The 17,528-nt window shown below is 69.7% G+C and carries 19 protein-coding genes, 1 other RNA gene and 1 riboswitch; of the genes, 11 read left to right on the forward strand and 9 right to left on the reverse strand.

Translation table 11 applies throughout. The annotated features are described in order from the left end of the window. Positions 1 to 35: 35 nt before the first annotated feature. A complete protein-coding gene (locus H3H55_RS13335) occupies positions 36 to 1,538 on the reverse strand; it encodes a cobyric acid synthase (RefSeq protein WP_193098858.1) in 1,503 nt (500 codons plus the stop codon). 74 nt (positions 1,539 to 1,612) lie between these two features. Between H3H55_RS13335 and cobU the strand changes: the two genes are divergently transcribed. The 4 genes from cobU to H3H55_RS13355 are packed head-to-tail and all read left to right on the forward strand — an operon-like array spanning position 1,613 to position 5,031. Further along, a complete protein-coding gene (cobU, locus tag H3H55_RS13340; protein WP_193098859.1) occupies positions 1,613 to 2,167 on the forward strand; it encodes a bifunctional adenosylcobinamide kinase/adenosylcobinamide-phosphate guanylyltransferase in 555 nt (184 codons plus the stop codon). Then, complete coding sequence (cbiB, locus tag H3H55_RS13345; RefSeq protein WP_193098860.1) at positions 2,161 to 3,105, forward strand: adenosylcobinamide-phosphate synthase CbiB; 945 nt, start codon at positions 2,161 to 2,163, stop codon at positions 3,103 to 3,105. The genes cobU and cbiB overlap by 7 nt, the downstream gene beginning before the upstream one ends. Further along, complete coding sequence (cobD, locus tag H3H55_RS13350) at positions 3,098 to 4,117, forward strand: threonine-phosphate decarboxylase CobD (protein ID WP_193098861.1); 1,020 nt, start codon at positions 3,098 to 3,100, stop codon at positions 4,115 to 4,117. The genes cbiB and cobD overlap by 8 nt, the downstream gene beginning before the upstream one ends. After that, a complete protein-coding gene (locus tag H3H55_RS13355) occupies positions 4,114 to 5,031 on the forward strand; it encodes a cobalamin-binding protein (RefSeq protein ID WP_193098862.1) in 918 nt (305 codons plus the stop codon). The genes cobD and H3H55_RS13355 overlap by 4 nt, the downstream gene beginning before the upstream one ends. Before the next feature lie 82 nt (positions 5,032 to 5,113). Here H3H55_RS13355 and cobC read toward each other — a convergent pair whose 3' ends face one another. From cobC to H3H55_RS13380, 5 genes are read right to left on the reverse strand one after another with little or no spacing between them, the layout of a single operon-like run. Next, complete coding sequence (cobC, locus tag H3H55_RS13360) at positions 5,114 to 5,698, reverse strand: alpha-ribazole phosphatase (RefSeq protein ID WP_193098863.1); 585 nt, start codon at positions 5,696 to 5,698, stop codon at positions 5,114 to 5,116. Next, positions 5,683 to 6,459 (reverse strand): adenosylcobinamide-GDP ribazoletransferase, encoded by a 777-nt coding sequence (locus H3H55_RS13365; protein ID WP_193098864.1) that lies wholly within the window; start codon positions 6,457 to 6,459, stop codon positions 5,683 to 5,685. The genes cobC and H3H55_RS13365 overlap by 16 nt, the downstream gene beginning before the upstream one ends. Next, positions 6,449 to 7,504 carry a nicotinate-nucleotide--dimethylbenzimidazole phosphoribosyltransferase gene (cobT, locus tag H3H55_RS13370; protein ID WP_129512741.1) on the reverse strand — a complete coding sequence of 352 codons (1,056 nt, stop codon included), beginning with the start codon at positions 7,502 to 7,504 and terminating at the stop codon, positions 6,449 to 6,451. Before cobT ends, H3H55_RS13365 begins: the two co-directional genes overlap by 11 nt. A 52-nt stretch (positions 7,505 to 7,556) precedes the next feature. After that, entirely contained in the window at positions 7,557 to 8,372 is an 816-nt protein-coding gene (locus H3H55_RS13375; protein ID WP_193098865.1) for an ABC transporter ATP-binding protein, read from the reverse strand. Continuing rightward, positions 8,369 to 9,367 (reverse strand): FecCD family ABC transporter permease, encoded by a 999-nt coding sequence (locus tag H3H55_RS13380; RefSeq protein WP_193098866.1) that lies wholly within the window; start codon positions 9,365 to 9,367, stop codon positions 8,369 to 8,371. The genes H3H55_RS13375 and H3H55_RS13380 overlap by 4 nt, the downstream gene beginning before the upstream one ends. A gap of 158 nt (positions 9,368 to 9,525) precedes the next feature. Next, positions 9,526 to 9,779: riboswitch (cobalamin riboswitch) on the reverse strand. A 155-nt stretch (positions 9,780 to 9,934) separates the two neighbouring features. Between H3H55_RS13380 and H3H55_RS13385 the strand changes: the two genes are divergently transcribed. The 5 genes from H3H55_RS13385 to H3H55_RS13405 all read left to right on the forward strand — a co-directional run bounded on the left by H3H55_RS13385 (position 9,935) and on the right by H3H55_RS13405 (position 12,326). After that, complete coding sequence (locus H3H55_RS13385; RefSeq protein WP_129512744.1) at positions 9,935 to 10,285, forward strand: ATPase; 351 nt, start codon at positions 9,935 to 9,937, stop codon at positions 10,283 to 10,285. After that, complete coding sequence (locus H3H55_RS13390; RefSeq protein ID WP_006478091.1) at positions 10,282 to 10,596, forward strand: cell division protein ZapA; 315 nt, start codon at positions 10,282 to 10,284, stop codon at positions 10,594 to 10,596. The genes H3H55_RS13385 and H3H55_RS13390 overlap by 4 nt, the downstream gene beginning before the upstream one ends. A gap of 80 nt (positions 10,597 to 10,676) precedes the next feature. Beyond that, positions 10,677 to 10,858, forward strand: a non-coding RNA gene (gene ssrS / locus H3H55_RS13395) — 6S RNA. Positions 10,859 to 10,929: 71 nt separating this feature from the next. After that, complete coding sequence (locus H3H55_RS13400) at positions 10,930 to 11,391, forward strand: EVE domain-containing protein (protein ID WP_129512745.1); 462 nt, start codon at positions 10,930 to 10,932, stop codon at positions 11,389 to 11,391. Between the two features lie 194 nt (positions 11,392 to 11,585). Further along, positions 11,586 to 12,326 (forward strand): SIMPL domain-containing protein, encoded by a 741-nt coding sequence (locus tag H3H55_RS13405; RefSeq protein WP_048250348.1) that lies wholly within the window; start codon positions 11,586 to 11,588, stop codon positions 12,324 to 12,326. A gap of 112 nt (positions 12,327 to 12,438) precedes the next feature. On the opposite strand, the gene lgt is transcribed toward H3H55_RS13405, so the two are convergent. Continuing rightward, positions 12,439 to 13,329: a prolipoprotein diacylglyceryl transferase gene (lgt, locus tag H3H55_RS13410; RefSeq protein ID WP_048250347.1), complete on the reverse strand. Its 891-nt coding sequence runs from the start codon at positions 13,327 to 13,329 to the stop codon at positions 12,439 to 12,441. An 89-nt stretch (positions 13,330 to 13,418) separates the two neighbouring features. Then, positions 13,419 to 14,333 carry a LysR substrate-binding domain-containing protein gene (locus tag H3H55_RS13415; RefSeq protein ID WP_129512748.1) on the reverse strand — a complete coding sequence of 305 codons (915 nt, stop codon included), beginning with the start codon at positions 14,331 to 14,333 and terminating at the stop codon, positions 13,419 to 13,421. A 135-nt stretch (positions 14,334 to 14,468) separates the two neighbouring features. On the opposite strand from H3H55_RS13415, the gene ilvD reads away from it, so the two are divergent. Together ilvD and H3H55_RS13425 are read left to right on the forward strand one after the other, a co-directional pair. Then, positions 14,469 to 16,142, forward strand: a complete 1,674-nt coding sequence (gene ilvD / locus H3H55_RS13420) for a dihydroxy-acid dehydratase (RefSeq protein WP_193098867.1) — start codon at positions 14,469 to 14,471, stop codon at positions 16,140 to 16,142. 127 nt (positions 16,143 to 16,269) lie between these two features. Continuing rightward, entirely contained in the window at positions 16,270 to 16,596 is a 327-nt protein-coding gene (locus tag H3H55_RS13425) for a c-type cytochrome (RefSeq protein WP_193098868.1), read from the forward strand. Positions 16,597 to 16,743: 147 nt separating this feature from the next. Here the strand turns inward: H3H55_RS13425 and H3H55_RS13430 are convergent, their stop codons facing one another. Then, entirely contained in the window at positions 16,744 to 17,508 is a 765-nt protein-coding gene (locus H3H55_RS13430; RefSeq protein ID WP_129512751.1) for a DUF2486 family protein, read from the reverse strand. Between the last annotated feature and the right edge of the window lie 20 nt (positions 17,509 to 17,528).

The raw sequence follows: 17,528 nt of genomic DNA on the forward strand, positions 1-17,528 counted from the left end.
TGCGAGGCCTGTTGCATCCGGCCCCGACTGGCGCGTCAGCGGAATTCCGCGTACAGCGCGTCGAGGTCGAGATGTTCAGCGAACGTATCGGCAAGCCGCTCGAGCGACGCCTCGCGCAGCGCCGGGTAGTCGATGCGTTCCGCACCGTCGAGCCCGGCCCATGCGAGCAGCGCCGCGCACGCGTCGGGCGAGTCGAACAGCCCGTGCACGTAGGTCGCGAGGATCTGGCCGTCGGCGGAAACCGCGCCGTCCGGGCGCGTGCCGCCCGGTGCGTCGCCGGTAGCCAGCGCCAGCGCGGGCGCCGCCAGCGCGGGCCCGCGCGTGTCGCCCATGTGGATCTCGTAGCCGCGCACGGCGGCCCCGCCCGGCAGCGCGAGATGCCCCGTCACGTTCTTCAGCGTCTTGTGGGGCTGCAGCGTCGTATCGAAATCGAACAGCCCGAGCCCCGGCACGCTGCCGGGCGCGCCTTCGAGGCCAAGCGGATCGTCGAGCGTGCGGCCGAGCATCTGCATCCCGCCGCAGATGCCGATCACCTTGCCGCCATAGCGCAGGTGGCGACGGATCAGCGCGTCCCAGCCCGCGTCGCGCAGCCATGCGAGGTCGCGCTGCACGCTCTTCGACCCGGGCAGGATCAGCAGGTCGGCGTCCGGCACGGGGCCGCTCTTCCAGTACGTGAACTCGACCTGCGGATGCGCGCGCAGCGGATCGAAATCGGTGTGGTTGCTGATGCGCGGCAGCGCGGGCACGACGACGCGCAGCACGCCGGCGTCGCCGCGTGCGGCGGCGCTGCGCGCCTGCGCGGGCAGCATGTCCTCGGCGTCGAGCAACAGCCCGTGCAGGTACGGGAGCACGCCGAACACGGGCTTGCCGGTTTGCGCGCGCAGCCAGTCGAGCCCCGGTTCGAGCAGCTTGAAATCACCGCGAAAGCGGTTGATCACGAAGCCGCGCACGCGTGCGTGCTCGCTGTCCGACAGGCACGCGAGCGTGCCGACCAGGTGCGCGAACACGCCGCCGCGGTCGATGTCGGCGACGAGCACGACCGGGCAGTCGACGCGTTCGGCAAAACCCATGTTCGCGATGTCGCCGTCGCGCAGGTTGATCTCGGCCGGGCTGCCGGCGCCCTCGACGATCACCGTGTCGTAACCGGCGCGCAGGCGTGCGTACGACTCGAGCACCGCGTCGAACGCGACCGGCTTGTAGTCGTGATACGCACGCGCGTTGAGGTTCACGCGCGCCTTGCCGTGAATGATCACCTGCGCGCCCCGGTCGCTCGTCGGTTTCAGCAGTACGGGGTTGAAATCCGTATGCGGCTCGACGCCGGCGGCCAGTGCCTGCAGCGCCTGCGCGCGGCCGATCTCGCCGCCGTCGGCCGTCACCGCGCTGTTGAGCGCCATGTTCTGCGGCTTGAACGGCGCCACGCGCGCGCCGGCACGGCGCGCCAGCCGGCACAGGCCCGCGACGAGCGTGCTCTTGCCCGCGTCGGACGTCGTGCCCTGGATCATCAGCGTACCGCGCGGCCGCGGCTCGGGTGCATTCATCGTGTAAAGGTCGTCGCGAAGCAAAGGCCGCATTATCGCCCGCGCCGGTACGCCCGCGCCGTTACAATCACGCGATGATTCCGCACGACCTCACCTTCGTCCTCGGCGGCGCGCGCTCGGGCAAGAGCGCGCATGCCGAGCGGCTCGCGGCCGACAGCGGCCGCCCCGTCACCTACATCGCGACCGCGCTCGCCGCCGACGCCGAATTCGCGCAGCGCATCGCGCACCATCGTGCGCGCCGGCCGGCCGACTGGGGTTTCGCCGAGGCACCCGTCGACCTCGCCGGCACGCTCGCACGGCTCGACGATCCGCGCGCGTGCCTGCTCGTCGACTGCCTGACGCTGTGGCTCACCAACCTGCTGTGCCCGGCCGACGGCGAACCGCTCGACGACGCGCAGTACGCGGCGCAGGTCGAGCGGCTCGAGCACGCGTTGCGCGGCGCGCGCGCGCAGGTGATCGTCGTCAGCAACGAGATCGGGCTCGGCGTCGTGCCGCTCGGGTCGGTCACGCGCCGCTACGTCGACGAACTCGGGCGCCTGAACCAGCGCATCGCCGCGCTCGCGACGCGCGTGACGCTGCTCGTCGCCGGACTGCCGCTCGACCTCAAGACGGGGGCGTCGTCATGCTGATGCTGTCGCTGCCCGTCGTCGCGATGCTCGCGGTCGCGGCCGCGATCGTCGACCGCGCGATCGGCGAACCCGCCGGCTGGCATCCGCTCGTCGCGTTCGGCCGGCTCGCCGCGCGCATCGAAGGCGCGCTGAACACGGGTCGACGCGGCCGCGTGGTCGGTGTCGCCGCGTGGGCCGCAGCCGTGGTGCCGCCGGTGGCCGTCGCGGCATGGCTCGTGACCGTGCTGCCGTGGCCGCTCGCCGCCGCGCTGCACGTCGCGCTGCTGTGGTTCGCGCTCGGCGCGAAGAGCCTCGCCGACCATGTCGCGCCGATCGCGGCAGCCCTCCTGCGGCGCGATCTCGATGCGGCCCGCACGCTGACCGCGCGCATCGTGTCGCGCGATACGAGCGATGCGGACGAAGGCGCGTTGTCGCGCGCGGCCGTCGAATCGGCGCTCGAGAACGGCAACGACGCGATCTTCGGCGCACTCTTCTGGTTCGTCGTCGCGGGTGGCCCCGGCGCGCTGCTGTTCCGGCTCGCGAACACACTCGACGCGATGTGGGGCTACCGCACGCCGCGCTTCCTCACCTTCGGCTGGGCCGCCGCGCGCCTCGACGACGCGCTGAACTGGATTCCCGCGCGTCTCACGGCCGCGAGCTACGCGCTGCTCGGCGACACGGCCGCCGCATGGCGCTGCTGGCGCACGCAGGCGCGCCACTGGGACAGCCCGAACGCGGGCCCCGTGATGGCCGCGGGAGCCGGCAGCCTGAATGTGCAGCTCGGCGGCCCGGCCGTCTATCACGGCGAAATCGAGGATCGCCCGGTGCTCGGCACCGGCGCAACGGCAACCGCCGTCCACGTCATCGCCGCGCTATCGCTCGTCACGCGCACGCTCGCACTGTGGCTCGCGCTGCTGGTCGCGAGCGGCGCACTCGTCATGGCCACCCATCATGTCTGATACACGCATCGTGCACGGCGGCAATCTGCATGAAGCCGCACGCCGCCACGGCATTCCGTACGACGCGTGGCTCGACCTGTCGACCGGTATCAATCCGGTCGGTTATCCGGTGCCGCCCGTCCCGGCCGACGCATGGCGCCGGCTGCCCGACGACGGCGACGGCCTCGCGGCCTGCGCCGCGCGGTATTACCACGCGCCGGATCCCGCGCACGTGCTGCCGGTCGCCGGCAGCCAGGCCGCGATCCGCGCATTGCCCGCGTTGCTGCCGACCGGCGACGCCGGCGTCGCGGCCCTCGCGTACGGCGAATACGCCCCTGCATTCGCGCGTCACGGCCATCGCGTCGTCCCGCTCGACATCGACACCGACACGCTGCCCACGACGCTGCGTCACGTCATCGTCGGGAATCCGAATAATCCGACCGCCGAATTCGTGCCGGCCGAGCGCCTGCTGGGCTGGCATGCGCAGCTGGCGGCGCGCGGCGGCACGCTGATCGTCGACGAGGCGTTCGCCGATACGGGCGCGACGCAATCGCTCGCGCCGCAGGTCGATCGCGCGGGGCTCGTTGTGCTGCGCTCGGTCGGCAAGTTCTTCGGTCTCGCCGGCATCCGCGCGGGTTTCGTGCTCGCGTGCCCCGAACGGATCGTCGCGCTGCGCGACATGCTCGGCGCGTGGACGGTCAGCGGACCCGCGCGCCACGCGGTCGCCGCGGCGTTCGCCGATCGCGCCTGGCAGGCGGCCGCCCGCGAGCGGCTCGCGGCCGGCGGCGAGCGGCTGGCCACGCTGCTGCGCGCGCACGGTTTCGCGGTTCGCGCGACGCCGCTCTTCTGCTGGACCGACGACCCGCGCGCCGCGGCGCTGCATGCGGCACTCGCGGCACGCGGGATCTGGACGCGGCACTTCGCGACCCCGTCGAGCGTGCGCGTCGGCCTGCCGGGCAGCGACGCCGAATGGCAGCGCCTCGGCGACACGCTCGCGCACTGCGTGCCGACGCTGCTGCAGGAATCCGCATGAACCCGCGCCTGTTCCGCCGGCTGGCGCCGCTCGCGACGCTGGCCGCGCTCGCTCACGCGCCGCTCGTCCACGCCGACGTCACGACGCGCGACGACGCCGGCAATACCGTCACGTTGCCCGCGCCCGCGCAGCGCGTGATCAGCCTCGCGCCGCACGCGACCGAACTGGTCTACGCGGCCGGCGGCGGCGCGAAGCTCGTCGGCACCGTCACCTACAGCGACTATCCGCCCACCGCGCAAGCCGTGCCGCGCGTCGGCGACAACAAGGCGCTCGACCTCGAGCGTATCGCCGCGCTGAAGCCCGACCTGATCGTCGTCTGGCGGCACGGCAACGCCGAACGGCAGACCGACGCGCTGCGCGCGCTGCACATCCCGTTGTTCTTCAGTGAACCGAAGCATCTCGACGACGTATCGTCGTCGCTGCACCGGCTCGGCATGCTGCTCGGCACGCAGCCGACAGCCGATGCGGCCGCGGCCGGCTTTGCGCGCGACATCGCCGCGCTGCGCGCACGCTATGCGGCACGCGCGCCCGTCACGCTGTTCTTCCAGGTCTGGGACCGGCCGCTGATGACGCTCAACGGCGCGCACCTGATCAACGACGTGATTGCGCTGTGCGGTGGCCGCAACGTGTTCGCGTCGCTCAAGCCGCTCGCGCCGACCGTCACCGACGAGGCCGTGCTCGCGGCGAATCCGGAAGCGATCGTGACGACGAGCGCCGGTGCGACGCACTCGGACGACCCGCTGCCGAGCCTGGCGCGCTGGCGCGCGTGGCCCGCGCTGACGGCCGTGGCGCGCAACAACCTGTTCGCGATCGACGGCGATCTGCTGACGCGGCCGTCGCCACGGATCGCGCAGGGTGCGGCCGCGCTGTGCGAGGATCTTGACGCCGCGCGTGCGCGGCGGCCGGCGAACTGATTTCAGGCCCTACGTGCGCGGTATTCCGGCGCGCGGGAGACACTAGCGGCCGGATGCCGTTCACATGCCGGCCTGGGCACGCCTATTCGTCCCAGTGCACGACGTCCCACGCGCGCGCCGCGTCGTCCTTGCGCAGCCAGACGACACCGCCCGTCGGCACCGGCCGCGACAGCAGCGTCGCGAGCGGCACACGCAACACATGCGACGCGAATGCGCGGATCACCCCCGCATGCGTGACCACCCATTGCGGCCCGTCGAACTGCGCAACCGCATCGGCCCGCCGTGCGACACGCGCGGCGAACCGCGCGACGCTTTCGCCGCCATGTGCGCGTGCATGCATCAGGTCGGCCGCCCACGCATCGAGCGCCGCGCGGTCGATATCGTCCCAGCGCTGCATTTCCCACGCGCCGAAATCCATTTCCTGCCAGCCCGCGTCGCTCGACACCGGCACGTCGAATCGCTGCGCGAGCCGCTCGGCGACCGACGCGCATCGCGTCAGCGGGCTCGTCCAGATCCGTTCCGGCGACGGCGCGCCGAGCGCGGACAGATGCGCGAGCACGGCATGCGCGCCGGCGTCGGCCGGTGCGGCGAGCGGCACGTCGCTGCGGCCGTAACAGACGCCCGGCTCGACGCCGACGGCCGGATGACGAATCAGGACGACGTCCATCCGAGCACCACCAGATAGATCGCCAGTTCGCTCAGTTGCTGCGCGAAGCCGAGACAGTCGCCCGTATAACCGCCGATCCGCTTCACGAAGTAGCGGGCGGCCCATGCGCGCACGAGCACGAGCGCGACGCCTGCCGCGATGCCGGCACGCCAGTCGGGCCAGAACAGCCACGGCAGCCCGAACACTGCCGCGATGCACGCCGCACGTACGCCCATCCGCTGCGCGACCGGCTTCGCCTTGCCTTCGGGCCGCACATAGTCGAGCGACATCAGCAGGCTCACGGCCGCCGCGCGGCTCGCCGCATGCGCGGCGATCATCGTCCAGGCGGCACGCAGCGGCGGCATGGCCGCGAGCGCCTGCCATTTCAGGCCGAGCGCGATCACGAGCGCGACCGCGCCGAACGTGCCGATCCGCGAGTCGTGCATGATGCGCAGCACGTCGTCGCGCGTATAACCACCACCGAACGCATCGCAACTGTCGGCGAGGCCGTCTTCGTGGAAGGCGCCGGTCGCGAGCAGCGTCGCGGCCATCGACAGCCCGACCGCGATCGACGCGGGCAGCACGCGCAGCGCGGCGAGATAGACAAGCGCGCCCCACGCGCCGACACATGCACCGACGAGCGGGAAATAGCGTGCGGCCTGGTCGAGATCGCCCGCCGCATAACCGATCGCGCGCGGCACGGGCACGCGCGTGAAATAGCCGAGCGCGACCAAGAAGTAGCGCAGTTCGGCCCGCACGCCGCGCGCGCGCTCAGGCGTCACGATTGTCGACGCCGGCGGACTCGAAGCTCGCCATTTCGCTGAGGAACGCCGCCGCCGCGCGCACGAGCGGCAGCGCGAGCGCCGCACCCGTGCCCTCGCCGAGCCGCAGGTCGAGCGCGAGCAGCGGCTTCGCGCCGAAATGCTCGAGCATGCGCCGGTGCCCGGCCTCGTGCGACGTATGCGAGAACACGCAGTAATCGCGCACGCCGGGCACGATACGCTCGGCGACGAGCAGCGCGGCCGTCGCAATGAAGCCATCGACGAGAATCGTCATCCGCTCGCTCGCGGCCGCGAGATACGCGCCCGTCATCATCGCGATCTCGAAGCCGCCGAACGTCGCGAGCACGTCGAGCGGCGCGATCGCGTGCGAGTGTTTGACGAGCGCGCGGCCCAGCACCGCGCGCTTGTGCGCGAGACCCTGGTCGTCGAGGCCCGTGCCGCGCCCGACGCATGCGTCGATCGGCACGCTGAGCAGGCGGCTCATCAGGCACGCGGCCGACGACGTGTTGGCGATCCCCATCTCACCGAAGCCGATCACGTTCGTGCCGAGCGATGCATGCAAGCGTACCCGCGCCGCACCGGCCGCGAGCGCCGTCATCGCCTCGTCGTGCGTCATCGCCGGCTCCGCCGCGAAGTTGCGCGTGCCGCGCGCGACCGGCAGCGACACCAGCCGGTCGGACAGCGGCAGCGGCGACGCCACGCCCGCATCGACGATCTCGAGCGTGCTCTGCGCGACGCCCGAAAACGCGTTGATCGCCGCACCGCCGGCCAGGAAGTTCGCGACCATCTGCGCGGTCACCGCTTGCGGATAAGGACTGACGCCCTCGGCCGCGATCCCGTGATCGCCGGCGAACACGATCATCACGGGGCGCTGCACGACCGGCCGCTCGGTGCGCTGGATCAGGCCGATCTGCAGTGCGATCGCCTCGAGCTGGCCAAGGCTGCCGGGAGGCTTGGTCTTGTGGTCGATCACATGCTGCAGGCGCTTGCGCAGCGTTTCGTCGAGCGGCGCGATCGCGGGCGGGAAGTGGGTCGAATTCGTCATCGAAGAGCCGTGTCGTGGGTGCGGCCTGCGCCGCGCATCGGGAAAGGAAACGTCATTGTCGCTCGGGCCACGCCGGCAGCAGCGCGTCGCGGCCGTTCTCGCGGATCAGCACGAGCGGATAACCGAACGCGTCGCTCGCGCGTTCGGGCGTCAGCACATCGTGCACGGGGCCCGCCCACGCGTGGCCGCGACCGTCGAGCAACAGCGCATGCGTCGCGAAACGCCGCGCGAGATTCAGGTCGTGGCACGAAAACAGCACCGTGCGCGGGCCTGCGTCGAGCCATGCGGCCAGCGCGGTCAGGCAATCGATCTGGTGATGCAGGTCGAGATGCGCAAGCGGCTCGTCGAGCAGCATCAGCGGCGCATCCTGGCACAGCGTCGCGGCCAATGCGACCCGCTGCCGCTCGCCGCCCGACAGCGACAACACGTCGCGCGACGCAAGCGCGGTCAGGTCGAACGTCGCGAGCGCCTCGCGCACAGCCGCACGGTCGCCGTCGCGCTCCCAGCCCCAGCCGCCGAGATACGGAAAACGGTTGAGCAGCACCGTGTCGAACACGGTCGCGCTGAACGCGTCGTGCAATTGCTGCGGCATCAGCGCGCGGCGCTGCGCGAGTTGCGCGGGCGGCCACGCGGCGAGTGGCCGGCCATCGATCTCGACATGCCCGCCGGCCGGCGGCTGCAGCCCCGCGAGCGTCGCGAGCAGCGTCGTCTTGCCCGCACCGTTCGGGCCCGCGATACACCAGATCTCGCCGGGGCGGAACGCCTGCGCGAGTCCGTCGAGCAGCGTGCGCGCGCCAGCCTTCAGCGTCAGGTCGACGGTCGCGCAGGTCAGGTCGCCGCCGCCGGCGTGCAATGCGGCATGCGTCATCGCATCGGTCTCCTCAGCAACATCCACAGGAACACCGGCACGCCGATCAACGCGGTCATCACGCCGACCGGCAGTTGCGCGGGCGCGATCGCAGTGCGCGCGAGCAGGTCGGCCGCCATCACGCCGCCGCCGCCCGCGAGCATCGCGGCCGGCAGCAGCATCCGCTGGTCGTTGCCGAACGCGAGCCGCAGCGCGTGCGGCACGACGAGGCCGACGAAGCCGATCGTGCCGGCCGTCGTCACCGCGGCCGCAGCGGCCAGCGACGCGACGAGATAGATCCGCACGCGCAGGCGCGCGACGGGCACGCCGAGCGCAAGCGCGGTCGCGTCGCCGCGCAGCAGCACGTTCAGTTGCGGCGCGGCAGGCAGCGCGACGCATGCGCTCAGCAGCAACGCAGCCCACGCGAACCATGGCGCCGTCACGCCGTTCAGGTCGCCCGTCAGCCAGAAGATGATGCCGCGCAGCCGCGCATCGGGCGCGAGCGACAGCAGCAGCGTGACGAGCGCCCCCCACCCCGCCGCGATCACGACGCCCGTGAGCAGCAGCCGCGGCGACGCGTCGCGCGAGTCGCTGCGCCACAGTTCGCGGCGCGCGAGACCGAGCACGAGCGCGACCGACACGAGCGAGCCGGCGAACGCCGACGCGTCGACGAGCCACCACGCGCCGCCCGCGATCATCGCGACGAGCGCGAAACCGGCCGCGCCGCCGGACACGCCGAGCACGTACGGTTCCGCAAGCGGATTGCGCAGCAGCACCTGCAGCAGCGCACCGGCAAGCGCGAGCAGCGCGCCGCACGCGAAACCCGCGAGCGCACGCGGCAGGCGCAACGTACGGACGATGTCGGCGAACAGCGCATCGCCGCCGTGCGGCACGAGCGACGCGAGCGCCTGCCACGGCGACATCGGCACGCTGCCGATCGACAGCGACGCGATGAACAGCAACGCGACCACGGCGGCCAGCGTGGCCCAGATCGCGGCAGCGCGTGCGGCGCTCATGCCGCACACGGCCGCGCGCATGACGCGCGGCGCATCCGCCGGCGGCTGCCGGCCGGGCATGACAGAAGCGTCGCGCGGACGATTGGGGTCAGCATCGAAGAGAATTCCGTGAAGCGTTGCGCGCCCCGCTTCCCCGCGGGCCGCGCGTCACGAAGCCCGTGCGGGCTTCCCGTCTCGGCCGGTATCCGGGCTGGCGGCGTACCGGCTCGCCTTCCCGCGCGATGACGCGCAGTGGCCCGCGCCCGTGCGCGAAACCTTCACGCGGAACGCGCCCGAGCCGGCCTGCGTCACCGGACGCGGCCGCTTACCGTTGCGGGGGCAGCGCAGGTTGGCGGCTTCCTGGCGGAGCCCGCGCCCTGCTTCCCGTTTAACCGCGCGTTCACGCGCGAGCACCGAGGCGGCGCCAGTTTAGGAGCGGGTCGCGCGAGCGTCAAGGAAGCGTCCGGGAATGCAAAAAGACGCACCTATTCGCGGCAAGAAGCAGGGGTGTTACGACTGGAAACGTTACAGATGTCGGATTGCACGTTATTCCGCGCTAAAATGCTGGGTCTTTAGAGGACGCAGCAAATGCTCAACGAACTCGAAACCTTATCTCAAAATATTGGCCGTCTGATCTCGCTGAACAAGCGCTATCACTCGGAACGGCTCGCGCTCGAGGAGCAGGTCGCGCAATTGCGCGCGGAAGCGGACACGGTCCGCGCGGAACTCGCGCAACTGCGCGACGAACGCAATGCGCTCGCAGCCGAGCGCGACACGTTGTCGGCAAAGATCGACGACGCCCAGGTGAAACTGAACGCGATTCTCGAAAAGCTGCCGCGCTCGAAAAACGCGGAGCAAGCCGACAACCAGCTCGACCTGCTGGATGCGCAGGCGCGTACGGAAGGCGATGACGCGGCCAGCCACGGAGAACATGCATGAGCACCAAGCAGATCGAAGTCTCGATTCTCGGTCAGCCCTATCGGCTCGCCTGTTCGGCCGAGACCGAAGCGGCGCTGCTCGAGGCAGTCGCGCGCGTCGACGCCGAAATGTCGAAAATCCGCTCGAACAGCTCGGTACGCGGCACCGATCGCATCGCCGTCATGGCCGCGCTGTCGCTCGCATCGGAATTGCTGCGGCTGCAAACGAGCGTGCGGCACGGTGAAGCATTTCCGGCGGAGGAAATCCGTCGTACAATGCACCAGATGAACGAACAGCTCGGCGCGGTGCTCGCACAGCACGAGACGCAGTAAGGTTTGATCGATACGTCGATTCCCCTTGATCTCGGCGATCAACGGTGGTCAAATTGGCGCATCGAAATACAGTTCAGTCAGCTTCCCTGCCTGGTTCGCCAAGGTCATATATTCCTTGAACCAATGCCATGTGCACGGTTGCGGAAATTTGTAGCACGGGCGCGCGCGTCACTCTGTCTGATGTACCCGAAGTGCTGCTAACTGCGACCAATTCTGAACCTCAGGTTCAGGATGCCGGCCTAGCGGCCAAGGCGGGGGCCTATCCAACGGCATCGGGCACGTCCCGGTGCCGTTTCCTTTTGTAGCAGCCTTTTTCTGCGTCGATCACGATCCATGCAATACTGGCTGATGAAGTCCGAACCGGACGAAGCAAGCATCGACGATCTCGCCCACGCACCGCAGCGCTCGCTGCCGTGGACTGGCGTGCGCAACTATCAGGCGCGCAATTTCATGCGCGACACGATGAAGATCGGCGATGGCGTGCTGTTCTATCACTCGAGCTGCCCCGAGCCGGGCATCGCGGGCCTCGCCGAAGTGTCGTCGACGCCCTACCCCGATCCCACGCAGTTCGATCCGAAAAGCCCCTATTACGACCCGAAGTCGACGCAGGAAGCGCCACGCTGGCTGCTCGTCGACGTGCGCTACGTGAAAAAATCGGCGCTCGTGCCGCTCGCCGCGCTGCGCGAACACGACGAGCTCGCCGACATGCGCGTGCTCGCCCGCGGCAACCGGCTGTCGATCACGCCCGTCACGCGCGCCGAATGGCGGTTCATCACCGAAAAGCTGATGAAGTAGGCGCGCGCAGTAGCCGCCCGCCAAACGTCAAATCTGGTCAGTACACGTCGCCGTCACGGAACTCGCGCTGGTTTCGCGCGGCCTAAGCAACCGCTGTCGGCCGATCGGGCCGGCTGTTGTTTTTTTTGTCGCGCGGTACGCCCGCGTCGCGCACGCGTGATCCGCCTGCGCGCCCTCGCACAAGGAGTCCAACAATGACCAAGAAATCCGCACTCGCGCTGTCGCTCGCCCTCGCCGCCGCCATTCCCGTCGCGCTGACGCTCGCGTCGCCCGCCGCGCATGCACAAACGGCGAACCCGCACTTTCCGGAGCCGGCAGGCGTGCTGTCGCTTTCGTCGCAGGCCAGTGCCGACGTGCCGCAGGACATCATCCACATCACGCTGTTCTACGAGCAGCAGGCAAAGGACCCGGGCAGCCTGACGTCCGCGCTGAACCAGCGCGCCGACGCGGCACTGTCGCAGGCGAAGGGCGTATCGGGCGTCACCGCGCACACGGGTGCATTCTCCGTGTATCCGAGCACCGATCGCGACGGGAAGATTTCCGCATGGCGCGGCCGTACCGAGGTCGCGCTCGAATCGCGCGATTTCGCTGCGGCGTCGAAGCTTGCGGGCCAGTTGTCGAACCTGATGCAGGTCGCGAACGTCGAGTTCTCGCTGTCGCCCGAAGCGCAGCGCACGGCCGAGCAGAAGCTCACGACCGAAGCGATCAAGTCGTTCCGCGCCCGCGCGGACGAAGCCGCGAAGGCATTCGGCTACAGCAGCTATACGATTCGCGACGTGAATGTCGGCAGCGGCCGCAACGTGCAGCCGTACCCGCGCATGATGGCGATGGCCGCAGCGCCGATGGACAGCGCGAAGATGAGCGCGCCGATCGCAGTCGAAGGCGGCAAGGCCACCGTGTCGGTCACCGTCAACGGCTCCGTGCAGATGAAGTAACGCGCACCACGCAGTTGCTGGAAACGAAAACGCCGGCCCTCGGGCCGGCGTTTTTCATTGGCATGCGGTATGGTGCCGATGCACGCGCCGCTCGCGCGTGCATCGATACGCATCACGCAGCGGCATGCGCCGCGCGACGGCGATACGCCCAGACCATCAGCGCAACGCCCGCGAGGATCATCGGCAGCGACAGCCACTGCCCCATCGACAGGCCGAGCGCAAGCAGGCCGAGGAAGTCGTCGGGCTCGCGCGCGAACTCGACCGTGAAGCGTGCGAGGCCGTAGCCGATCAGGAACAGCGCGGACACGGCGCCCATCGGCCGCGACTTGCGCGAGAAGAAGAACAGCGCGAAGAACAGCACGATGCCTTCGAGCGCGATTTCATAGAGCTGCGAAGGATGGCGCGGCAGCATCTGGTATTGCATGAACACGTCGGCGAGATGCCACTTCTCGACGAGTGCCGGATGCTTCGGCAGCCATGCCGCGTCGTCGCGCATCGCGCCCGGGAACAGCATCGCCCACGGCGCCGTCGGATCGGTCACGCGGCCCCACAACTCGCCGTTGATGAAGTTGCCGAGCCGCCCGGCCGCGAGCCCCGTCGGCACCATCGGCGCGACGAAATCGGTGACCTGCAGCCAGTGGCGCTTGCGCTGCCACGCGAACAGCACCATCGCGAGCGTCACGCCGAGGAAGCCACCATGGAACGACATGCCGCCTTCCCACACCTTGAATACGTCGAGCGGATGCGAGAAGTAGAAATCGGCCTTGTAGAACAGCACATAACCGAGCCGGCCGCCGAGCACGGTGCCGAGCACGCCGTAGAACATCATGTCGTCGATGTCCTTCGCGGTCCAGCCCTGCGCCGCGACGTGCGGCAGCTTCAGGCGGACCCGGCCGACGACGATCGCCGCGATGAAGCCGACGAGATACATGAGGCCGTACCAGCGCACGGCCAGCGGCCCGAGATGGATCGCAACGGGGTCGAAATTCGGGTGAATGATCATGGGTTAGCGAAGAAGTTTTCGAATACGGTACGGCTGTCGCGAACGCGCGGCACCGCGCTTTGGACGGCACCGGCGCGCCATCGTTCACGTCACGCGGCAAGACCCTGCGCGCGCACGACGTCGATGAAGGCGGCGAGCACGGGGCTCACGTCGCCGGTGCGCCACACGAGGCCCGTCTCGACGACCGGCGCGCGACCGGCGAGCGGCCGATAGACCACGCCGGTGCGCCGCAGGTTACGCAGCGATTGCGGCACCAGTGCGACGCCCATGCCGGCCGACACGAGGCTGACGATCGTCTGCATCTGGATCGCCTCCTGGCCGATGCGTGGCGTTTCGCCCGCCGCGCCGTAGCAGCCCGTAATGATGTCATAAAAGCCGGGCGCCAAACGACGCGGAAAGATCACAAGCGGCAACGCGGCGACATCGGAAAGATGCACGGGTTCGTCTTCCGGCGCATCGGACGCCGCGGCCGGCATCGCAACCACCAGCGGCTCGCGCACGACGGGCAGGTACGACAGCCCGACCGCGTGACGCGGCGGCACGGGCGGAATGACGAGCCCCGCGTCGATGCGGCCGGCGACGAGTTCGTCGATCTGCACGTCGCTCGTCGCCTCGGCGAGCTGCAGGCGCACCTGCGGATAGCGCGCGCCGAATGCGCGCAGCAGCGACGGCAGCAGCCCGTAATCGGCGGTCGACACGAACGCGAGCGACAGCGAGCCGGCCTCGCCGCGCGCGAGCCGCCGCGCGAGCGGCGGCAGCGCATCGGCCGAAGCAAGCAGGCGGTGCACGTCAGGCAACAGCGCCGCGCCGACCGCCGTCAGCGCCACCGACCGCTTGGTGCGGACGAACAGCGCGACGCCGAGCGCATCCTCGAGCGCCCGGATCGCCTGCGACAGCGGCGGTTGCGTCATCGACAGACGCTCGGCCGCGCGGCCGAAATGGCGCTCGTCGGCAACGGTCGCGAAATAGCGCCACTGGCGCAGGTCGGGTGTCGGATCGGCCATGCTGCACTCATTCGGAGAACAACTTAATAAGGGACAAATAATATACTGGACATCCCAATCCGGAAACTCCATTCTTGTTTCATCCGAACCGGTGCGCCGCTCCCGGGCGTCACCCAGACAACGATGGAGTCCCCCATGCCGTACAACCGTCGCTCGAAGCACATCACGCAAGGCGTGGCCCGTTCGCCGAACCGCTCGATGTATTACGCACTCGGCTACCAGAAGGACGATTTCGACAAGCCGATGGTCGGCATCGCGAACGGCCACTCCACCATCACGCCATGCAATTCCGGCTTGCAGCGCCTGTCGGACGCGGCCGTCGCGGCCGTGAAGGCGTCCGGCGCGAACCCCCAGATCTTCGGCACGCCGACGATTTCGGACGGTATGTCGATGGGCACCGAAGGCATGAAGTACTCGCTCGTGTCGCGCGAGGTGATCGCCGACTGCATCGAGACCTGCGTGCAGGGTCAATGGATGGACGGCGTGGTCGTCGTCGGCGGCTGCGACAAGAACATGCCGGGCGGCATGATCGCGCTCGCGCGGCTGAACGTGCCGGGCATCTACGTGTACGGCGGCACGATCCGCCCCGGCCACTGGAAAGGCCAGGACCTGACGATCGTGTCGTCGTTCGAGGCCGTCGGCGAATTCACCGCGGGCCGGATGTCGCAGGAGGATTTCGAAGGCGTCGAGCAGAACGCGTGCCCGACGTCGGGTTCGTGCGGCGGCATGTACACCGCGAACACGATGAGTTCGTCGTTCGAGGCGCTCGGGATGTCGCTGCTGTACTCGTCGACGATGGCGAACCCGGACCAGGAGAAAGTCGACTCGGCCGCCGAATCGGCGCGCGTGCTCGTCGAGGCGGTGAAGCGCGACCTGAAGCCGCGCGACATCATCACGAAGGCGTCGATCGAGAACGCGGTGTCGGTGATCATGGCGACGGGCGGCTCGACCAACGCGGTGCTGCACTATCTGGCGATCGCGCACGCGGCCGAGGTCGACTGGACGATCGACGATTTCGAGCGCATCCGCAAGCGCGTGCCCGTGATCTGCGACCTGAAACCGTCGGGCCGGTACGTCGCGACCGACCTGCACCAGGCCGGCGGGATTCCGCAGGTGCTGAAGATCCTGCTCGATGCGGGGCTGCTGCACGGCGACTGCATGACGATCACCGGCCGCACGATCGCCGACGAACTGAAGGACGTGCCGAGCGTGCCGCGCGCCGACCAGGACGTGATCTTCCCGATCGACCGCGCGCTGTACAAGGAAGGCCATCTTGCGATTCTGAAAGGCAATCTCGCGGAAGACGGCGCGGTCGCGAAGATCTCCGGCCTGAAGAACCCGGTGATCACGGGCCCGGCACGCGTGTTCGACGACGAGCAGAGCGCGATGGACGCGATCCTCGGCGACCGGATCCGCGCGGGCGACATACTCGTGCTGCGCTACCTCGGCCCGCAAGGCGGCCCCGGCATGCCGGAAATGCTCGCGCCGACGTCCGCGATCATCGGCAAGGGGCTCGGCGAATCGGTCGGCTTCATCACGGACGGCCGCTTCTCGGGCGGCACCTGGGGCATGGTGGTCGGCCACGTCGCGCCCGAGGCGTTCGTCGGCGGCACGATCGCGCTCGTGCAGGAAGGCGACTCGATCACGATCGATGCGCACCGGCTGCTGCTGCAGGTGAACGTCGACGATGCGGAGCTCGCGCGCCGCCGCGCCGCGTGGCGACAGCCGGCGCCACGCTACACGCGCGGCGTGCTCGCGAAATTCGCGGCCCTCGCCCGGCCGGCGAACAAGGGCGCCGTCACGGGTTGACGCGGGTTCGCCGCAACATGCGCCCCCAATAAACAGGGCCGCCGGGGGAACGCCCAAAACGGGCTTTCCCTTTGCTCTTATAATGCGCGGACCATGAAGCCGGCCGTCCCCGCCGGCGGAGAACCGCATGAAACAGACGATATTGCGCGCCCTGCTCGTGACGCTGCTGACCGGCAGCGCGGCGGCGGCGCGCGCCGACCAGGCCGACGGGCTCGCGCTGGCGCAGCGCAAGAACTGCATGGCTTGCCACGCGGTCGACAAGCCGCTGATGGGCCCGTCGTTCCGCGACATCGCCGGCAAGTATGCGGCGCGCGGCGACGCCGTCGATTACCTGGCCCAATCGATCGTGAAAGGCAGCGTCGGCGTCTGGGGCAACGTGCCGATGCCCGCCAATACGCAGTTGACGAACGCCGAAGCCCATACGCTCGCGCAATGGGTGCTGTCGCTGCGCTGAACCGGGTGCCCCGAACGGGGATAACCGCCGTCCAGGGCTCCGCAGGCACAGACGGGCGGGCCCGCACCGGCTGACCGGTTCCTCACCGGCAGCCTCGCCGGCACTTGCCGGAACCGCACCCTATTTTTCGTCGGAACGGCCGCGCGTTCAGCCGGAATGACCGGTGCGACGGCGCGCGATCTCTTCGTCGACCGCGTCGCGCACCCAGTCCATGACCTCGGTTTCCAGCGCCAGCGCCACCTCGCGCGTGATCTGGCCGACGAGCCAGGCCGAATGCTCATGCAGCGCGTCGCGACAGCGGGCCTCGATGGCCTCGCGCCCTGCGCCGGTCAGATAGTTCGTCAGGCGATTGCGCAGGCGCTCGGCGATATGCTGCGCATCTTCCGGCGTCAGCCCCGCGCCCGCGTGCATGTCCGGCTGCGTCGCTGCGGCCGGTACGACTGCGTGCGGCATGGCTGTTTCAGGCACCAGCCCGGCCGCTTCGCGCGCAACCGCGGCGAATGCGTGCTGCGGCACCTCGTCGCCGGCCAGCGACGACCGCAGCGGCGCGCTCATCACCGCCGCCTCTTCAGCGACCACATGCTCCGCGGCGCCGGGTTCGGCCGGCGCATCGGTCTCGCCCGCGGCAGCCGCACCCTCGGCCACATCGCCCGGCAGCTCGACCGTCGGCACGTACAGTGTCGGCACGGGTTCGATCACGACGAATTCGGGGTCGGCTTCAGTTTTCGCTGAATCGGCCGACGCCGCGCTCGCGGTGCCCGACGCAATCACGTCGGTCAGCATCGGAATCGCCGCGCTGTCGGGCGGTTGCGGCACGTCAGGCTCGGGCGCGGGCGAACGCGCCGGCACCGGCTTGCCCGGCACCAGCACGTCGGTGAGGGTCGGGATCGAGGATGAATCGGCTTGTGTCACGGGAACACTCCGTCGACGGT

It is taken from the genome of Burkholderia sp. Z1, from assembly GCF_014893795.1.
GTDB classification, from domain to species: Bacteria; Pseudomonadota; Gammaproteobacteria; order Burkholderiales; family Burkholderiaceae; genus Burkholderia; species Burkholderia theae.

What these genes read in the sequence shown, in the direction of transcription:
- H3H55_RS13335 (WP_193098858.1), bottom strand. Translation starts at nt 1,538, where the DNA reads ATGAATGCACCCGAGCCGCGGCCGCGCGGTACGCTGATGATCCAGGGC.
- cobU (WP_193098859.1), top strand. Translation starts at nt 1,613, where the DNA reads ATGATTCCGCACGACCTCACCTTCGTCCTCGGCGGCGCGCGCTCGGGC.
- cbiB (WP_193098860.1), top strand. Translation starts at nt 2,161, where the DNA reads ATGCTGATGCTGTCGCTGCCCGTCGTCGCGATGCTCGCGGTCGCGGCC.
- cobD (WP_193098861.1), top strand. Translation starts at nt 3,098, where the DNA reads ATGTCTGATACACGCATCGTGCACGGCGGCAATCTGCATGAAGCCGCA.
- H3H55_RS13355 (WP_193098862.1), top strand. Translation starts at nt 4,114, where the DNA reads ATGAACCCGCGCCTGTTCCGCCGGCTGGCGCCGCTCGCGACGCTGGCC.
- cobC (WP_193098863.1), bottom strand. Translation starts at nt 5,698, where the DNA reads ATGGACGTCGTCCTGATTCGTCATCCGGCCGTCGGCGTCGAGCCGGGC.
- cobT (WP_129512741.1), bottom strand. Translation starts at nt 7,504, where the DNA reads ATGACGAATTCGACCCACTTCCCGCCCGCGATCGCGCCGCTCGACGAA.
- H3H55_RS13375 (WP_193098865.1), bottom strand. Translation starts at nt 8,372, where the DNA reads ATGACGCATGCCGCATTGCACGCCGGCGGCGGCGACCTGACCTGCGCG.
- H3H55_RS13380 (WP_193098866.1), bottom strand. Translation starts at nt 9,367, where the DNA reads ATGAGCGCCGCACGCGCTGCCGCGATCTGGGCCACGCTGGCCGCCGTG.
- H3H55_RS13385 (WP_129512744.1), top strand. Translation starts at nt 9,935, where the DNA reads ATGCTCAACGAACTCGAAACCTTATCTCAAAATATTGGCCGTCTGATC.
- H3H55_RS13390 (WP_006478091.1), top strand. Translation starts at nt 10,282, where the DNA reads ATGAGCACCAAGCAGATCGAAGTCTCGATTCTCGGTCAGCCCTATCGG.
- H3H55_RS13400 (WP_129512745.1), top strand. Translation starts at nt 10,930, where the DNA reads ATGCAATACTGGCTGATGAAGTCCGAACCGGACGAAGCAAGCATCGAC.
- H3H55_RS13405 (WP_048250348.1), top strand. Translation starts at nt 11,586, where the DNA reads ATGACCAAGAAATCCGCACTCGCGCTGTCGCTCGCCCTCGCCGCCGCC.
- lgt (WP_048250347.1), bottom strand. Translation starts at nt 13,329, where the DNA reads ATGATCATTCACCCGAATTTCGACCCCGTTGCGATCCATCTCGGGCCG.
- H3H55_RS13415 (WP_129512748.1), bottom strand. Translation starts at nt 14,333, where the DNA reads ATGGCCGATCCGACACCCGACCTGCGCCAGTGGCGCTATTTCGCGACC.
- ilvD (WP_193098867.1), top strand. Translation starts at nt 14,469, where the DNA reads ATGCCGTACAACCGTCGCTCGAAGCACATCACGCAAGGCGTGGCCCGT.
- H3H55_RS13425 (WP_193098868.1), top strand. Translation starts at nt 16,270, where the DNA reads ATGAAACAGACGATATTGCGCGCCCTGCTCGTGACGCTGCTGACCGGC.